Genomic DNA, 14,547 nt, shown 5'->3' on the forward strand with positions numbered 1-14,547 from the left:
ATGGACGAGATCGACGGCGGCATCGAGCACGCCGCCCCGGTGTGGGCGGTGTTCGCCGATCTGATGTCGGGCCTGCTGGGCGCCTTCGTGCTGATCCTGGTGGGCGTGCTCGGGGTGCAGATGGAGCTGGCGAGCAGCCTGGAAGCCGAGGTGCAGAAGCGCCGCGTGGAGGAGCAGCGGCGCGAGGCGCTGGAGAAGGCGCTCGCGGTGCCGCTCGCCTCGGGCCGCGTCACGCTGGCCAACGGCCGCATCGGCATCAGCGGCAGCGTGCTGTTCGCGCTCAACTCCGACGAACTGCAGCCGGACGGACGCCAGCTGCTGAAGAGCCTGGCCCCGCCGCTGGCGGCCTACCTCGCCAGCCATGACGAGATGCTGATGGTGAGCGGCTTCACCGACGACCGCCCGGTGCGCGACAGCAACCGCCAGTTTGCCGACAACTGGGAACTCTCGGCCCAGCGCGCGCTGACGGTGACACGGGTGCTGGTGGAGGAGGGCGTACCGTCGGCCGCGGTCTTTGCGGCGGCGTTCGGGCAGGAGCAGCCGGTGGCTTCCAACGCCGACGCCGACGGCCGCGCGCGCAACCGCCGGGTGGAGATGGCGCCGGTGCCCCGCTCGGCCAAGGCGGCTGGCGCGGACCGTGGCTGAGGCCGAAACCACTACCGTGGCGGCGGACGGCGCCAGCGCGCAGACCCTGATCGAAGCGCTGCGCGCGCGTGGCGCGGCGCGCTTCGACGCGGTCGGATTCCGTTTCCTTGACGCGCTGGCGGCGCGCCTGGCGGGGCTGGACGGCGCCGCCAGGCAGCGGCTGGAAAGCCGCCTGGCGGAAGCCGCGGCGGCACTGGGCGAGCGGATGGATGCCGCTGCGCGCGAGGCCGAGGCCTGCTGCGCGGCCGCGGCGGCGCGCTTCCCGGCCGCGGCGGCCGCGCTCGCGGAGGACCTGGCGGCGGGCGATTTCACCGCGCTGCGGCGGCGCATTGCCGCGCTGGAAGCCGGGCCGGCCCCCGGCCCGCTTGGCGAACTGGTGGCACGGCTGCAGCGCCCCGCGGCCGATGCGCCGGAGGCCGCCACCGAGCCGGGCGGAGCGCCCGCCGAGCTGCGTTCGCTGCGCCGCTTCCGCCGTACCTGGTCGCGCCTCAGCACCGAACAGCAACTGGCCGGGGCCTTTGCCCAGGCGCCGGAGAACGCGGGGCCGCTCAATGCCCATTTCCTCGTGCTGCGCGCACTGACCCGCATGCGCGACCTCGCTCCGGCCTATCTGGAGCAGTTCGTCTCCTACGCCAACACCTTGCTGTGGCTGGAACAGGTGGAGGCCGGCCGCGCCGCGGCGCAGAAGCCGGGCGCGCGCGCCGAGCGCGGCCGCAAGCGCAAGCCCGCGGCGGGGGGCGCGTCCTAGCGCGCGCCGGCGCGGTAAAAGCGGAGCGCCGGCAGCGCGTCTGCCCCGCGCAGCACGAACCCCTTGCCGGTACCGGCCCCCAGCCAGTCGAACAGCGCGGCGCTGCCCGCGCCGTGCGTGCCGTCGGCGAGGCCGACCTGCACCTCCGGCCACGCAGCGCCGTCGCCGCGCTGCAGTACCAGCCAGTCGCCGCGCAGGTGTTCGGTCGCGGGCTCCACCTGGGCGCACAGCACGCGCTCGTGGCGGCCGCTCTGCAGCCACGCGATCGCCAGATGCAGCATGCGCGCCCAATGGGCGTCGGCCTCCGCCTGCCAGGGCTGGTACACCGCGTTGACGACGCACGGAAACGTCTGCTGCACCGGCACTGCCGCCAGCGCCGGCTGGGTGGCGAGAAAGTCGAAGGGCATCGGCGCTTCGCCGCTGATGCAGAGGTCGCCGACGACGCGCGCGGTGGCGTGGCGGATGCCGGTGCGCGAACCCCAGATCAGCGCGGTCGGCCGCGGCGGTTGGCTGTCGAGGCAGGCGTGCACCCCGGTCAGGACCAGCTCGGTCATCGCCCCGGCGCGCCGCAGCGGCACCGCGCAGCAGGTGCGCGCCGCGGCCGACAGCGCGGCCGCGTCGTAGCGCTGGCGGTAGAAGGCAGCCAGCGCGATCACGGCTGGCCTCCGCTGCGGCTGAGCACCAGCGCGGCGATGCTGCCGCCGAAGCCGATCAGGTTGAGCAGCAGGTGGCGCGCGCTGCCGTGTCGCGCGCGGCCCGCGGGGGCGTCCAGCATGGCGAGCAGCGCGCCGAGTTCGACCAGCCCGCTCGCCCCCAGGGTGTGGCCGAGCTGGCGCTTGAGTGCGACCGCGGGCGGCGGCGCGGCGCCGAACACGCGCTGCAGTGCGGCGGCCTCCGCGGCGTCCGTGCTGGCGAGCTGTCCGCGGTGCGGCTTCAGCAGCGCGATGTCGGTGCTTTGCAGCCCGGCGTCGGCGAGCGCGGCAGCGATGACCTGCGCGATCACGCCGCCGTCCGGCGCCGGCGCGGTGGGCGAGTGGCCGTCCACCCCCAGCCGGCACGCCGCCACGCGCCATCCGGCAGCGCCGGGGGTGGCGCTGAGCAGCACGCCGCCGACCGCCTCGCCCAGCACCAGGCCGTCGGCCTCCGGCGTGGTGGCGAGAATGCCGAGCCCGGCGAAGCCCGCCAGCGTGGTGTCGTTGGCGAACTCGAAGCCGAGCACCAGCGCCTCGTCGATCAAGCCGGCCGCGATCAGCGTCGCGGCGGCGTCCAGCGCGGCGAGGCCGGAGGTGCAACTGGTGGAGAAGGTCCACGGAACGCTGCCGACGCCCAGCCATGCCGCCACGTCCGCCGCAAAGGCGGCGGCATCGGGCGGCATCTCGACGCAGCCTCCGGCGCGCGCGGCGGCCTCGATCGCGCCGGCCTGCAGCGAGGACGAGCCGATGAAGAGCGGCAGCGCGGCGACACGCGCCGGGTCCATGCCGGCGGTGAGCTGGGCGCCGACCGCCGTGACCGCGGCGCGGGCGCGCGCGGTCCAGCCGTTTTTTTCCGCCAGCGGCAGCGCAAACCAGGGGTGACGGGCGTCGAGCAGCTCGCGCGTGGCCGTGTCGTCCGCGCCGGCAAGCAGCGCCTCGGCGGCGCTGGGGGCGTCGTGCCCGCGCGCGGAGCAATGGCCGAGGCGCGCGACATGGACCGCGCGCCGCGGCGGCGCGGCCGGATTCACGCCGACGTGCCCGTCTTGCCCTGCGCCTGCAGGAAGGCGGCGAGGTTGGCGACGCTGGCGAGGATGCGGCGGGTTTCCTTGCTGTCGGTCAGGCGCACGCCGTACTTCTTCTGCAGCGCCATCGAGACCTGCAGCGCATCGAGCGAGTCGAGCGCAAGCGGGGCCTCGGGGCCGAACAGGATTTCGTCGTCGCTGATCGTGGCGGGATCGCAGGCCTTGTCGCAGGCGTCGACGATCAGCACCTTGAGTTCGTGTGTCAGTGCAGTCATGGATGCGTAGGGCGGGCTCAGCGCCCGGTTCGGAGAATCGCGGCGGCGAGCGCGGCGAGCCCGAAGCATAGCAGCGTGGCGGCCTGCGGCAGGATGCCGGCGACGCCGTCGCCGAGCAGCATCACGCGGTGAAAGCCGTCCAGCGCCCACGCCATCGGCGACAGCTGGGTCAGCGTCTGCATCTCCGGCGGCATCAGGAACTTGGGCACCATGATGCCGCCGAGCGCGCCCATCAGGATGTTGCCGACGCCGCCGACGATGGTGGCCTGTTCCGAGCTGCGGGTGAGGCTGGCGATCAGCAGCGCCCACGCCACCGCGGCGACGCTGACCGCCGCCGCCATCAGCCACAGCGCGACGAGGCTGGCGGCACCCGCCGGCAGCGTCAGCGCCTCGCCGCCCGCGAGCGGCACCAGCCAGCGTCCGACCATCACCATCACCACCGCCTGCACCTGGTTGACGACGAAGTACGGCAGCAGCTTGCCGGCGAGGACGAGGCCGAACGGCACCTGCTGGGTGGCCAGCCGCTGCAGCGTGCCCTGCTGGCGCTCGGCGATGAACACCGCCGACAACGGCACCACGACGAAGAACATCGAGAAGATCAGCCAGGCCGGCACGCTCTGCTGCACCGAGGACGGCACCACCGCCGGCGGCGCGGCGGCGCCGGCATCGCTGCGCACCGCTTCGCTGATGACACGCGGGCTGGCGTCGATGCCCACCTGGCGGCGCAGCTCCGGCACCATCAGCTTGCGGCCGAGGCCGTCGAGCAGGGTCAGCACGCGCAGTCGCGCCGCCTCGGCGGCCACCTGCTGCTCGAAGCCGGATTGCACTGCGCGCGGCACCGTCGGGTCGGCGAGCACGCGCAGCGGCGGCGCGCCCTCGTCGCCCTGCCGTGCGGCAAGCCGCTCGCCGAAGCCGGCCGGCACCACCAGCGCAAAGGCCAGCCGGCCGTCGGCGACCGCGCTGCGGCCGGCGGCCTCGTCGTCCAGCACGCCCTGCGCCCGCAGCACCGCGATGCGGTCGAGGCGCTCGACCAGCTCCTGCGACGCGGGGCTGCGGTCGAGGTCCACCACCGCGTAGGCGAGTTCGGACTGCACGCCGGGCACGAAGGCGTCGCGCAGCGCGAGCGACATCACCAGGATGAAGATCGCCGGCATCAGGAACAGCGCCGCCAGCGCGTGGCGGTCGCGCAGCAGGGTGAGCGTTTCCTTGCGCCACAGGGCGCGCAAGCGGGTGAGGGGGAGGCGCGCGCCGGCCACGGCGGTGGGGGTGCTCACGCCAGCTGGAATCGGGGGATGCCGAGCGCATCCGCCGCATCGCCCAGACGTCGATCCAGACTGGCAATGCGTGCGCCGCTGCGGCGGGTGACGGCCAGGTGCACGGCATCGCCGGCGCGCAATGCCACCGGGCAGTTGATGAATACCGCGGCGGTCCGGAAGTCCGCGGGCTCGACTTCGACGGTGCGGAGTTCCGCCGAGGCGAAACGCTGGAAATTCGACAGCGCCTGCTGGCGCAGAGCGGCGTCGATGCTGCCGGTCCGTTGCTTGATGGCGCCTACGCTGGCCATTTCGGTCAGCGTCCAGGCGGAGATCAGCAGGCCGTCGGCGCGTACGCGCTCCAGTTGCTCGACCAGGGCGGCCGCGCCGGGCTCGCGGAAGAAGATGGCGCCCAGCACCGAGGTGTCGAGATAGATCACAGCAGGTCGCGTTCGCGCATGTCGGCCACGCTCAATCCCGTCGTGGCCTCTTCCGCCACCCAGGACTTGAGCGCCGCCCAGCCGAATTCTTCCGCAGCAGGCTCAGCCACCAGGCGGGCGACCGCCCTGCCGCGGCGGGTGATCACGACGTCTTCGCCCGCTTCGATATCGGCGATCAGCGAGGAGAGGTGGGTTTTGGCGTCGGCAATGGTGGCGGTTTTCATCACGTGCCTCGGTTGGATGTGGTCAACTGATGACTGAATTCTTCAGTCAGATGGTCATTTTGTAAACTGCTTTCGAGGGCCCGCCGGGTGGGCAGCCGTTCCTCAGTCGCGCAGCGAGCGCTGGGTCAGCCGCATGAACACCTGCTCCAGGTTCTGCTCGCCATAGCCCAGGCTGTGCGGGGTGCAGCCGGCGGTGGCGAGTTCGGCGAGCAGGGCGGGCAGTTCGGCGGCGGTGGCGCCGGGCACGCGTACCGCGGCGGCGTCGATTTCCAGCCCGGGGTGGCGTGCGGTCCAGGCGGCGGCGAGCGCCGCAGGGAGCGGGCGGTCGAGCTGCAGGGTCAGCACCGGCTCGGTGTCGCGCAGCACCTCGGCGAGCGTGCCCTGCACCAGCACCCGGCCGTGGTCGACGATGGCGACCTGTTCGCACAGCGCCTCCACCTCGTCCATGTAGTGGCTGGTGTAGATCACCGTCTTGCCGGCGGTGCGCAGTTCGCGGATGGCGTCGAGCAGGAAGTGGCGCGACTGCGGGTCGACGCCGACGGTGGGCTCGTCGAGCAGCAGCAGCTGCGGGTCGGCAAGCAGGCCGATGGCGAGGTTAAGGCGGCGCTTGAGGCCGCCGGAGAGTTCGCCGGCGCGCCGCTTCGCATAGCTGTCGAGCTGGCCGAACGCGAGCGCCGCGCCGACCCGCTGGCGCGCGAGCGCGCCGCCCAGCCCCTGCACGCCGGCGAAGAAGTCGAGGTTCTCGGCGACGGTCAGCGTCGGGTAAAAGGCATGGTCCTGCGGCACCAGTGCGATGGCGTTGGGCTGGGCGCGGCGTGCCCCGGCGAGCGGCCGGCCGTCGTATTCCAGGCTGCCGCCCTGCGGCGCGAGCAGGCCGGCCACCAGCGAGATCAGCGTGGTCTTGCCGGCGCCGTTGGGGCCGAGCAGGCCGAACAGGCTGCCGGCCGGGACGTCCAGCGACACGCCGTCCAGCGCCGGCGGCTGCTCCGGCCGGTAGCGGTAGGTGAGGTCGCGGGCGCGCAGCATGGCGCGGCTAGAGCGCGCGGCCGAGGTCGGTGAAGAAGGCACGCTCCTCGGCGGCGCGCTCGGACAGCATCGCCGCCAGCCGGGGCGGGTCGAGCGGATCGCGGTCGCGGATCATGCGCGCGGCGGCGAGCGCGAATTCGCGCCAGCGGTCGCCGATCTCCACCAGCCGGCCCGAGAACTCCTTCAGCGCCGGGCGCTGCGCGAGTTCCGCGCCTTCTTCGAGGAAGGAGGCGTAGAGGTAGCGGAAGCCGGCGCCGCCGGTGCCGATTTCTTCCTGCATGCGCACGAGGTGGCCGATGAAGAGCTTGCTGTGGCGAACGTCGCCGTCCTTGTCCTGCGCCGGCAGGCGGCCGACCGCGCGCGCCGCGCGTTCAATGCCGCGCGCGCCGATCAGCGGCAGCGGCGCCTTCAGCATGATGCGTTCGGTCTTGCGGATCGCCGCCGGGATGGCCTTGCCCCAGTCGGGCGCGCTCGGCCGGTTGGCCGGGTAGTAGAGCAGGCCCTTGGGCGCCAGCACGCCGCGGGCGAAGCGCGCGCGGGAGAGGTCTTCGGCGGTGCAGCGCACCGGGTGCTCGAACACCGGGTCGGACAAGAGGTAGTCGCCGCTGGCGGCGTCGCGGCCGTACACCAGCACGTTGTGGGCGTTGAAGTGAAAGCGCAGGTCTTCGGGCATGTAGGGCAGCCAGAACACCGAGGTCTGCAGCCCGACCACCTTGCCTTGGGCCAGCAGTTCGTCCAGCCGCGCCATCCCGCGCGCCGGGTCGCGGAAGGTTTCGAAGCGCATGTCGAGCGCAAGCGGCTTTCTGAGCCCGCGGATGATGGCCTTGGGCGGCATGCGGTAGGCCACCAGCGGCAGGCCGCCGAGCTTGACGAAGGGCAGCCAGGCGAAGGACAGCGCCGAGGCGAGGCCGAAGGCCATCGGTTCGGAGAACGGCAGGCCGTAGTGGCGCACGATCGCGCTCATGACCCCGCTTTCGCAGTGCGAGGCGTGCTGGTGCTGGAAGTCCGCCATTCAGGGAATCCGTGTCAGGGTGGCGAGGTCGAGCCCGAGCGCCTCCGCGTAGCGCGCGAGCAGCGCCGGGCGCAGCCTGCGGAACACCTCGGGGCGCAGGTGGCGGCGCACCCGCCAGTGCCACAGCCGGGTCACCTGGGCCAGCATCAGGCTGTCCATGCGCGCTTTGTACATGTGGTATTCGAGCGCGGAGCCGGTCCCGGCGCGCGCGCGCTCCTGCGCCTCCGCGGCGAGGCGGTCGAGTTCTTCCACCGCCTGGCGGGTGACGATCTCTTCCGCCTCCCAGCCGCGCGACGGCACCAGCGCGAGCTGGCCGTCGGCGCCGCGCGCGTAGAGCGCCTTGCGGTGGCCGCCGAGGCTGCGGTTGCCTTCCTGCGGAACGTCGTCGATATCCATCGCGGCCCTCGTTTACACCACGGTGAGGTGGAGGAAGCCGCTGGAAAAGCGGCCGCTTTCCGGCACGAAGCACAGCAGGCGCTGGCCGCGGCGCAGGCGGCCGCTGCGCACCAGCTCGTCGAGCATGATGAAGATGGACGCCGAGCCGGTGTTGCCGCGCTGCGCGAGGTTGGTGAACCAGCGCTCGGGCGGGATCGCGCAGCCGAGCCGGGCCAGACAGTCTGCCACCGGTTGGCGGAAATAAGCGGACGACATGTGCGGCAGGAACCAGTCGATCGCGTCCGCCTTCAGCCCGCGGCGCGCGATCAGGCTGGCGAGCGGGATTTCCAGGGTCTGCCGCACCACCTGTTCGTTGAGCTGGCGGACGTCCTGCTTGACCGCGAAGATCGAGCGCCGGCCCCATTCGGCGGCGCTGAAGCGCGCCCACCCGCGCAGGCTGCCGTCGGCGTCCTTGTCGGCGCCGGCGTACATGCACGCGGGCTGGGCGTGGGCCTGCGAGGACAGCTCGAACCAGTCGATGCGCAGCGAGGGCGCATCCGGCCGCGGCGCGTCCTGCAGCAGGAAGGCACCGGCGCCGTCGGACAGCATCCAGCGCAGGAAGTCCTTCTCGAAGGCGATCTCGGGGTGCGTCTCCAGCGCATCGACGCGAGCCTCGTTCTCGGCCTCGAAGTGCGCCGCACGCATCACCGCCGAGGCGAGTTCGGAACCGCTCGCGACCGCGTTGCGGCTGTTGCCCGCCAGCACCGACAGCCAGGCGTACTTCAGGGCGGTCATGCCGGCGAGGCAGATGCCGGCGGTGGAGACGACTTCGCACGCCGGGGTGCCGAGTTCGCCGTGCACCATCACGCCATGATTGGGCATCAGCTGGTCCGGCAGCGAGGTGCCGGTGGCAAGGCATTCCAGCGTGTCGAGCGCAAAGCCGGGCGCTTCCAGCGCGCGGATGGCGGCGGCGGTGAGCTGGGCGTTGGTGTGGGTGGCGGCGCCGCTCGCGGGGTCGATCGCGTAGTGGCGGCTTTCGATGCCGTTGTTGCGCAGCACCAGGCGGCGCGCGCGCGACGGCCGCCCGCCGATGCGGCCCAGCACCGCCTCGATGTCGTCGTTGCCGACCGGCGCGTTGGGCAGGAAGGCCGCGGTGGCGGTGATGTAGACCGCGCGCGCCTCAGCCATTGCGGGTCAGGCGGAAATCCGCGGAGCCGGAGGGTTGCTCGTACTGCGCGCGCAGGCGCTCCAGGCGCGCCCGCAGCAGCGGCGCGAACAGCGTCTGCAGCGCGAGGCTGGCCGGCACCACGGTGATGATCAGCGTGACCAGATAGAGCGCGAACAGCGCCAGCGCCGGGCGGCGGCGGCGTTGGCCGGGGCGGCCGCAGGCGCGCACGAGCGCCGACCAGACCTTGAAGGCACGCTGCCCGGCGCGCTCGCTGATGACCAGCCGCGGGTTGACCACGGCCGCGCGCAGGCCGGCGAGCATCGGTTCGCCACTGCGTTCGCGGTCCGCCGCCAGTGCCGCCGCCAGTGCGCTGCCGAAGCGCGCCGCGCCGGCCACGTCCTCGCCCGCCACGCCGGCGCGCGGCAGGCCGAGAAAGCGGTCGCGGCGGCCGGTGAACATCCAGCGCGGGGTGGTGATGAAGGTGGCGAGCGGGTGGGCGCCGTCGGTCAGCGCGACGTGGTCCACCAGCCGCGCGCCGGCGTCGGCGAGCAGCGCGGCGAGTTTTTCGTGCGCGGTCATCCACATGTTGCGGCAGGCCACCACGCTGACGACCGGCTTGCCGGCCAGCAGCCGGCGGCCCTCGGCACTCTTGAGGAAGGCGGTGACCGGCAGCGAGGGCGACAGGTACCACACCTGCCAGGCCAGGATCACGAGGTCGAAGTCGGCATCGGCCGGCACCGTCAGCGGCAGGTTGGGCGCCGCATCCAGCCTGACGGATTCGGGGAAGACGTCGAGGAATTCGAAGAACGGCCACGGAAAGGGATGCGGCTGTGCCGGGCGCAGCACCTCTTCGTGGATGGCCACACCCGCCGCGCACAGCGGCTGCAGCAGCGTGCCGACGATGTCGGCGAGCTGGCCGGTCTGCGAGTAATGGACGACGAGGACTTTCTTCACGGGGCGAGGGGCCTCAGTTGGTCTTCTGGCGCAGTTCGAGGCCGGAGAACAGCAGGCGGCGGCCTTCACCCGGCAGGATGCGGATGGTTTCGCCCTTGCCGGTGCCCAGGCCGGAGATGACCGCCTCGGTCGGCGAGATCGGGTTGAGCGCGATCCGCAGCATGAAGCCGGGCAACTCCGAGAAGCTGCATTCGCCGATCAGCATGCCGTCTTCCACGCGCAGCGCGAGGCGGTCCGGCGCGAGGCCGGGCGGTTTGCCGACGATCTCGTATTCGCCGACGTAGTCGAGCATGGTGCGCGGGATCGGGCGCGGCGCGAGCTTTTCGCCGACCAGCATGGTGTCGTCGCCGAAGTGGCCCACCAGCACTTCGTGGCCGCCGATCGCCGCCGCCGAGATGCGCACGCCGTCGAACGCGCCGACCTGCACCGGAATCAGGCCGAACAGCTTGTAGCGCAGGCCGAACTGGCCGCCCGGCTGGGCGCGCAGCTGCAGCGTGTGGCCCATCACGTCGGCATCGAGCGCGCCCGCGCGCGGCTTGACCCGGATGAGGCCGACCATGGAGTCGTACCAGGCCGAATAGGACGCCAGCTGCTCCGGCGCCAGCCGCACTTCGGGCTGCGCGATCGCGGCGGCCTCCGGCTGGCGGATGCCGGCCTTGGCTTCGAGCGCGTGGATCAGCGCCTCGGTGGCGATCTTCTTGACCGTGCCCTGCGAGGTGCCCGAGTTGGAGGCGACGATGACGCCGAGTTTGTGCTCGGGCAGCACCACCATCATGCTGTGCGAATCGAACAGGGTGCCGCCGTGGCTGGCGACGAGGCCGGCGTTGCGGATCTCGATGCCCGACAGCAGCCAGCCCAGGCCGACGCGGAAACCGAGGTCGAGCGCGATGTGTTCGTTCTGCGCGCGCAGCATCTCGTGCAGGGTTTCGGGGCGCAGCAGCTGGGTGTTTCCGCTGCGTCCGCCGGCGAACACCATGCGCATGAAGCGGCTCATGTCGGCCACGCTGGAAACCAGCCCGCCCGAGGGCAGGTCGCGCAGCGGCAGCGCCTCGATCTGCCCGCGCGCGTCGTACACCCGCAGCGCAGGGTTGGATTCGAAGCGGGTCTCGGTCATGCCCAGCGGTTCGATCAGGCTTTTCGCCATGTGGTCGGCGAAGGGCAGGCCGGCGCGCTGTTCGAGCGCCGCGCCGAGCAGCGTGACGGCCAGGTTGGAGTAGCCGAAGATGAATTCCGGCGGGTAGGCGACGTATTCCTCGCGCACGGCCTCCACCAGCGTGGTGAAGGGCGGCGGATCCCCGCCCATCATGCCCTTCAGGTAGTTCGCCGGCAGCCCGGAGTGGTGGTGCATGATGTTGCGCGGCGTGATCGGGGTGCGGTCGTCAAAGCGCGAGCGCACCGAAAAGCCGGGCAGGTAGTCGGCCAGCGGGCGGTCGATGTCGATCTCGCCGCGCTCGGCCATCTGCATCGCCGCGGTCGCGGTCAGCACCTTCGCGATCGAACCCATGCGGTAGCGCGTGTGCGGGCCGGCGGCGACGTCGCGCTCGGCGTCTTCCTTGCCGAAGCCTTCCGCCCACACCACGCGCTGATCGTCGACCAGCGCGATCGACAGTCCGGTGATGCGGTTCTCTTCCATCTCCTGCCCGATCAGCCAGCGCAGGTAGTCGCGCGTGTAGGCGTAGTCGCCGGAGCCGACGTGGGCGGGTCGCGGCGGCGGCTGGATGGCCGCGCAGGCGCCCAGCAGCAGGATCGCGGCCGGGGCGAGCAGGCGGCGGGCCAGCGCGGCGACGGGGTGGGCGATGCGGGCGGCGGGGCGGGGCGAGGCGGGCATGGCGCTGGAACGTCGGATGAATCGGGGCGGCGGCGATGTTACGTGACGGGGCCGCACGGCGCCGTGTGAAAGTCGGCGCCGTGCGCTGATTCCTCGCGCGCGCAGGGCCGCGCGCCCCGCTCCGGCGGGAGGGGGCGTGCGGCGCTGCACAAGACTGGAAAGCGGGCGCGATTATAAGGACTGCGCCCCCCAGCGGCCAGCGTGGCGGCAATGCGGGCCGGGCGCGCGGAAACCCCGCCCGCCGGGCGTGGTCACAACCGCGGTTTCCAGGAGAACGCAATGACCGATGCCACGCCGGACGCGGCGCCCGCCGCGCCCGATCCTCAACGCCTGACCATCGCGCGCCTGATCGCGCTGACCTTGATTGCCGACGGCGACCTCGCCAGCCGCGAGCTGGAGGCGCTCGACCGCCATCGCATCGCCGAACTCGTCGGGGTGCCGCGCGACCTGCTGATCCAGACCGTGATCGACCACTGCCGCACGCTGCGCGCGGGCGAGGCGCCGGGCACGCTGCGGGTGCTGGACCTGGAGCGCACCGAGCGCATGCTGGACAGCATCACCGACCCGGCGCTGCGCGCGCTGGCCTGCCGCGCGATGCTGGTGCTGTCGAAGGCCGATGGCCGCATCACGCTCCCGGAGCAGACCCTGCTGCGCCATGCGCTGACGCGCTGGGGGCTGTCGCTGGAGGCGATCGCGGCCGACGCGGCGTCGTGAACGGGCACGGCCCCGGCGGGCACGGAGCCGGCCGGGGCCGCGGGACGGTGAGGGCTTATTCGCGGACCGGGCTGTAATCCACCGGCACCCACTCGTAGCTGCCCTTTTCGGCGCGGCGCACGTGGCCGATGCCGGGGAAGGGCAGGTGCATGCCGGCCACCAGCAGCTTCTCGCGCGCGACGCGCTTGAACACGGCTTCGCGGGTGCGCACCGCCTGCTTGGAATCGACGTCGAACTCGATCGCGACCTCGGGCTTCGCGAACTGCACCGCGGCGTTATGCACGATGTCGCCCCAGATCAGCAGGCGCTTGTCGCCCGATTCCACCAGAAAGCCGGAATGGCCCGGGGTGTGGCCGTAGGCCGCGACCGCCTTGATGCCGGGGACGATCTCGTCGCCGTCCTGCAGCGTCTTGAAGCGGTTGTCGGCGCGGTAGGGTGCCACCGCGGCCTGCGCTATCTGGAAGAAGGGCTTGCCGGATTCGGGCGCTTTTTCGAGCGCACCCTCGGCGAGCCAGAAGTCGGCGTCGTTCTGCGCCGCATACACCACCGCCTTCGGGAACACGGCCTTGCCGTCCGCGCCGACCACGCCGTTGGCATGGTCGCCGTGGAGGTGGGTCAGCAGCACCGCGTCGATCTGCGCGGGGTCGTAGCCGGCCGCCTTGAGGTTGTCGGCGATGTAGCCGAGCGAGGGGCCGAAGACCTTGGCGGCGCCGGCGTCGACCAGCACCAGCTTGCTGCCGGTGTTGATGACGTAGGCGTTGACCGCGGTCTGCATCTTGGGACCGTCCTGGAAGCGGTGCGCGAGCAGGCGCTGGATGTCGCGCTGGCTGGCGTTCTTCAGCAGCTTGGGATCGAGATCCACATAGCCGTCGTACAGCGCGGTGATCTCGAACTGGCCGAGCGCCATGCGGTAGAAGCCGGGGGCCTGGGTCTTGACCTGGGGCGCTTCCGCGTGGGCGGCGGACAGCGACAGCAGCGGCGCGGCGGTGGCAATGGCGGCGGCGAGGATCCAGTGGCGGGCACGGGGCAGGTGCATCGGGGCTCTCCTGTGTTGGACGCGAAGCATGGAATGCGAACTGTATAGCAGTTCTCACGCGCACGGCATCGCGCTCCGCCGCGAAAGCGGGGCGCGATGGGCGGCGCGGTGGTGCGGGACGTCAGCGCGGCGCGGTGCGCAGATGCACCGCCAGCCACACCGCATCGGCCGAGGTGGATTCGACGCGGTGGCGAAGGCGCGCCGGAATGGTGACCCAGTCTCCGGCCCGCAGCGCGAGCCGGGTGTGGGCGCCGGCGTCGTCGAACAGCAGCTCCGCCTGCCCGGCCACCAGCGTCACCCATTCGTCGTCGGGCTGGTCGTACCAGAAGCCGGGCGGGCTGGCCTGGCCGTTGGAGACGATGCGTTCGATGCAGGCGGCATCGGTCTGCAGCAGGCGTTCGAAGCGCTCCTCGGCGCCTGCGGGCGGCAGCGCGCCGAGGAGCGTGCCGTGGGGTGGCAGCGCCATCGCGCTCAGCCCGCGTTCTTCTTGGCGTCGACCAGCGGCACCACGCCCGGCATCTCGAAGCGCTTGCGGCCCGGCTCCATCTCGGCCAGCGGCTCGCACGGCTTCAGCGTGGCAAGGCTGCGCACGGTCAGGTCCTGGTAGGTGCGGGTGCCGTCCATCTTCCAGCTCACCTCCTGGTCGGACAGTTCGCGCACCACCTTGGCGGGCATGCCGGCCACCAGCGTGCGCGGCGGCACTTCCATGCCGGCCTTGACGAAGGCGGAGGCGGCGACGATGGCAGAGTCGCCGATCACCGCGTTGTCCATCACCACCGCGTTCATGCCGATGAGCGCGTTACGGCCGACCTGGCAGCCGTGCAGGATGGCGCCGTGGCCGATGTGGCCATCGACCCCGACCACCGTGTCGGTGCCGGGAAAGCCGTGCATCACGCAGCTGTCCTGGATGTTGCTGCCTTCCTCCATGACGATGCGGCCGAAGTCGCCGCGCAGGCTGGCGAGCGGCGCGACATAGCAGCGCGGCCCGATGATGACGTCGCCGATCAGCACGGCGTCGGGGTGGACGTAGGCGGTGGGGTGGATGACGGGTTTGAGGCCGTCGATTTCGTAGCAGGGCATGGGGGATCCTTGCGGCGGGAGGCTGGCGGTCGAGTGCGCGTAGTTTCTTGCTCCT

General features: G+C 72.2%; 18 protein-coding genes. 3 read left to right on the forward strand and 15 right to left on the reverse strand.

Annotation, left to right across the window (positions count from 1 at the left end):
* Both dqs_RS01475 and dqs_RS01480 read left to right on the forward strand, forming a co-directional pair.
* Positions 1 to 645 (forward strand): OmpA family protein, encoded by a 645-nt coding sequence (locus tag dqs_RS01475; protein WP_011764016.1) that lies wholly within the window; start codon positions 1 to 3, stop codon positions 643 to 645.
* On the forward strand, positions 638 to 1,393 hold the full coding sequence (locus dqs_RS01480; protein ID WP_084018149.1) for a DUF2894 domain-containing protein: 756 nt from the start codon (positions 638 to 640) through the stop codon (positions 1,391 to 1,393). Before dqs_RS01475 ends, dqs_RS01480 begins: the two co-directional genes overlap by 8 nt.
* On the opposite strand, the gene dqs_RS01485 is transcribed toward dqs_RS01480, so the two are convergent.
* The 12 genes from dqs_RS01485 to dqs_RS01540 all read right to left on the reverse strand — a co-directional run bounded on the left by dqs_RS01485 (position 1,390) and on the right by dqs_RS01540 (position 11,662).
* Positions 1,390 to 2,049, reverse strand: a complete 660-nt coding sequence (locus dqs_RS01485) for a hypothetical protein (RefSeq protein ID WP_065339461.1) — start codon at positions 2,047 to 2,049, stop codon at positions 1,390 to 1,392. The two genes, dqs_RS01480 and dqs_RS01485, sit on opposite strands and share 4 nt — an antisense overlap.
* Positions 2,046 to 3,113, reverse strand: coding sequence for a beta-ketoacyl synthase N-terminal-like domain-containing protein (locus dqs_RS01490; RefSeq protein ID WP_065339462.1), 1,068 nt, complete (start codon positions 3,111 to 3,113; stop codon positions 2,046 to 2,048). Before dqs_RS01490 ends, dqs_RS01485 begins: the two co-directional genes overlap by 4 nt.
* A complete protein-coding gene (locus dqs_RS01495) occupies positions 3,110 to 3,382 on the reverse strand; it encodes a phosphopantetheine-binding protein (RefSeq protein ID WP_065339463.1) in 273 nt (90 codons plus the stop codon). Before dqs_RS01495 ends, dqs_RS01490 begins: the two co-directional genes overlap by 4 nt.
* 17 nt (positions 3,383 to 3,399) lie before the next feature.
* Positions 3,400 to 4,656 (reverse strand): ABC transporter permease, encoded by a 1,257-nt coding sequence (locus dqs_RS01500; RefSeq protein ID WP_236778721.1) that lies wholly within the window; start codon positions 4,654 to 4,656, stop codon positions 3,400 to 3,402.
* Positions 4,653 to 5,075, reverse strand: a complete 423-nt coding sequence (locus tag dqs_RS01505; protein WP_065339464.1) for a type II toxin-antitoxin system VapC family toxin — start codon at positions 5,073 to 5,075, stop codon at positions 4,653 to 4,655. Before dqs_RS01505 ends, dqs_RS01500 begins: the two co-directional genes overlap by 4 nt.
* Positions 5,072 to 5,299 (reverse strand): type II toxin-antitoxin system Phd/YefM family antitoxin, encoded by a 228-nt coding sequence (locus dqs_RS01510; protein WP_011764023.1) that lies wholly within the window; start codon positions 5,297 to 5,299, stop codon positions 5,072 to 5,074. Before dqs_RS01510 ends, dqs_RS01505 begins: the two co-directional genes overlap by 4 nt.
* Before the next feature lie 102 nt (positions 5,300 to 5,401).
* Positions 5,402 to 6,325 carry an ABC transporter ATP-binding protein gene (locus tag dqs_RS01515; RefSeq protein ID WP_065339465.1) on the reverse strand — a complete coding sequence of 308 codons (924 nt, stop codon included), beginning with the start codon at positions 6,323 to 6,325 and terminating at the stop codon, positions 5,402 to 5,404.
* Positions 6,326 to 6,332: 7 nt separating this feature from the next.
* Complete coding sequence (gene darH, locus dqs_RS01520; RefSeq protein ID WP_065339466.1) at positions 6,333 to 7,337, reverse strand: BtrH-related acyltransferase DarH; 1,005 nt, start codon at positions 7,335 to 7,337, stop codon at positions 6,333 to 6,335.
* The gene (locus dqs_RS01525; RefSeq protein WP_065339467.1) at positions 7,338 to 7,733 is read right to left on the reverse strand and encodes a DarG family dialkylresorcinol biosynthesis protein; all 396 of its coding nucleotides are present in this window, start codon (positions 7,731 to 7,733) and stop codon (positions 7,338 to 7,340) included.
* Positions 7,734 to 7,745: 12 nt separating this feature from the next.
* Entirely contained in the window at positions 7,746 to 8,900 is a 1,155-nt protein-coding gene (locus dqs_RS01530) for a beta-ketoacyl-ACP synthase III (protein ID WP_065339468.1), read from the reverse strand.
* Entirely contained in the window at positions 8,893 to 9,834 is a 942-nt protein-coding gene (locus dqs_RS01535; protein ID WP_065339469.1) for a hypothetical protein, read from the reverse strand. Before dqs_RS01535 ends, dqs_RS01530 begins: the two co-directional genes overlap by 8 nt.
* A 13-nt stretch (positions 9,835 to 9,847) precedes the next feature.
* Positions 9,848 to 11,662 carry a serine hydrolase domain-containing protein gene (locus tag dqs_RS01540; RefSeq protein WP_011764029.1) on the reverse strand — a complete coding sequence of 605 codons (1,815 nt, stop codon included), beginning with the start codon at positions 11,660 to 11,662 and terminating at the stop codon, positions 9,848 to 9,850.
* A gap of 279 nt (positions 11,663 to 11,941) precedes the next feature.
* On the opposite strand from dqs_RS01540, the gene dqs_RS01545 reads away from it, so the two are divergent.
* Positions 11,942 to 12,376 carry a hypothetical protein gene (locus dqs_RS01545; protein WP_011764030.1) on the forward strand — a complete coding sequence of 145 codons (435 nt, stop codon included), beginning with the start codon at positions 11,942 to 11,944 and terminating at the stop codon, positions 12,374 to 12,376.
* A 55-nt stretch (positions 12,377 to 12,431) separates the two neighbouring features.
* Here dqs_RS01545 and dqs_RS01550 read toward each other — a convergent pair whose 3' ends face one another.
* The 3 genes from dqs_RS01550 to paaY all read right to left on the reverse strand — a co-directional run bounded on the left by dqs_RS01550 (position 12,432) and on the right by paaY (position 14,492).
* Positions 12,432 to 13,412 (reverse strand): MBL fold metallo-hydrolase, encoded by a 981-nt coding sequence (locus dqs_RS01550; RefSeq protein WP_065339470.1) that lies wholly within the window; start codon positions 13,410 to 13,412, stop codon positions 12,432 to 12,434.
* Positions 13,413 to 13,533: 121 nt separating this feature from the next.
* Entirely contained in the window at positions 13,534 to 13,878 is a 345-nt protein-coding gene (locus dqs_RS01555) for a cupin domain-containing protein (RefSeq protein ID WP_179948005.1), read from the reverse strand.
* Positions 13,879 to 13,883: 5 nt separating this feature from the next.
* Positions 13,884 to 14,492, reverse strand: a complete 609-nt coding sequence (gene paaY, locus dqs_RS01560) for a phenylacetic acid degradation protein PaaY (protein ID WP_065339471.1) — start codon at positions 14,490 to 14,492, stop codon at positions 13,884 to 13,886.
* Positions 14,493 to 14,547: the final 55 nt, after the last annotated feature.

It is taken from the genome of Azoarcus olearius (genome assembly GCF_001682385.1).
Classification (GTDB): Bacteria; Pseudomonadota; Gammaproteobacteria; order Burkholderiales; family Rhodocyclaceae; genus Azoarcus; species Azoarcus olearius.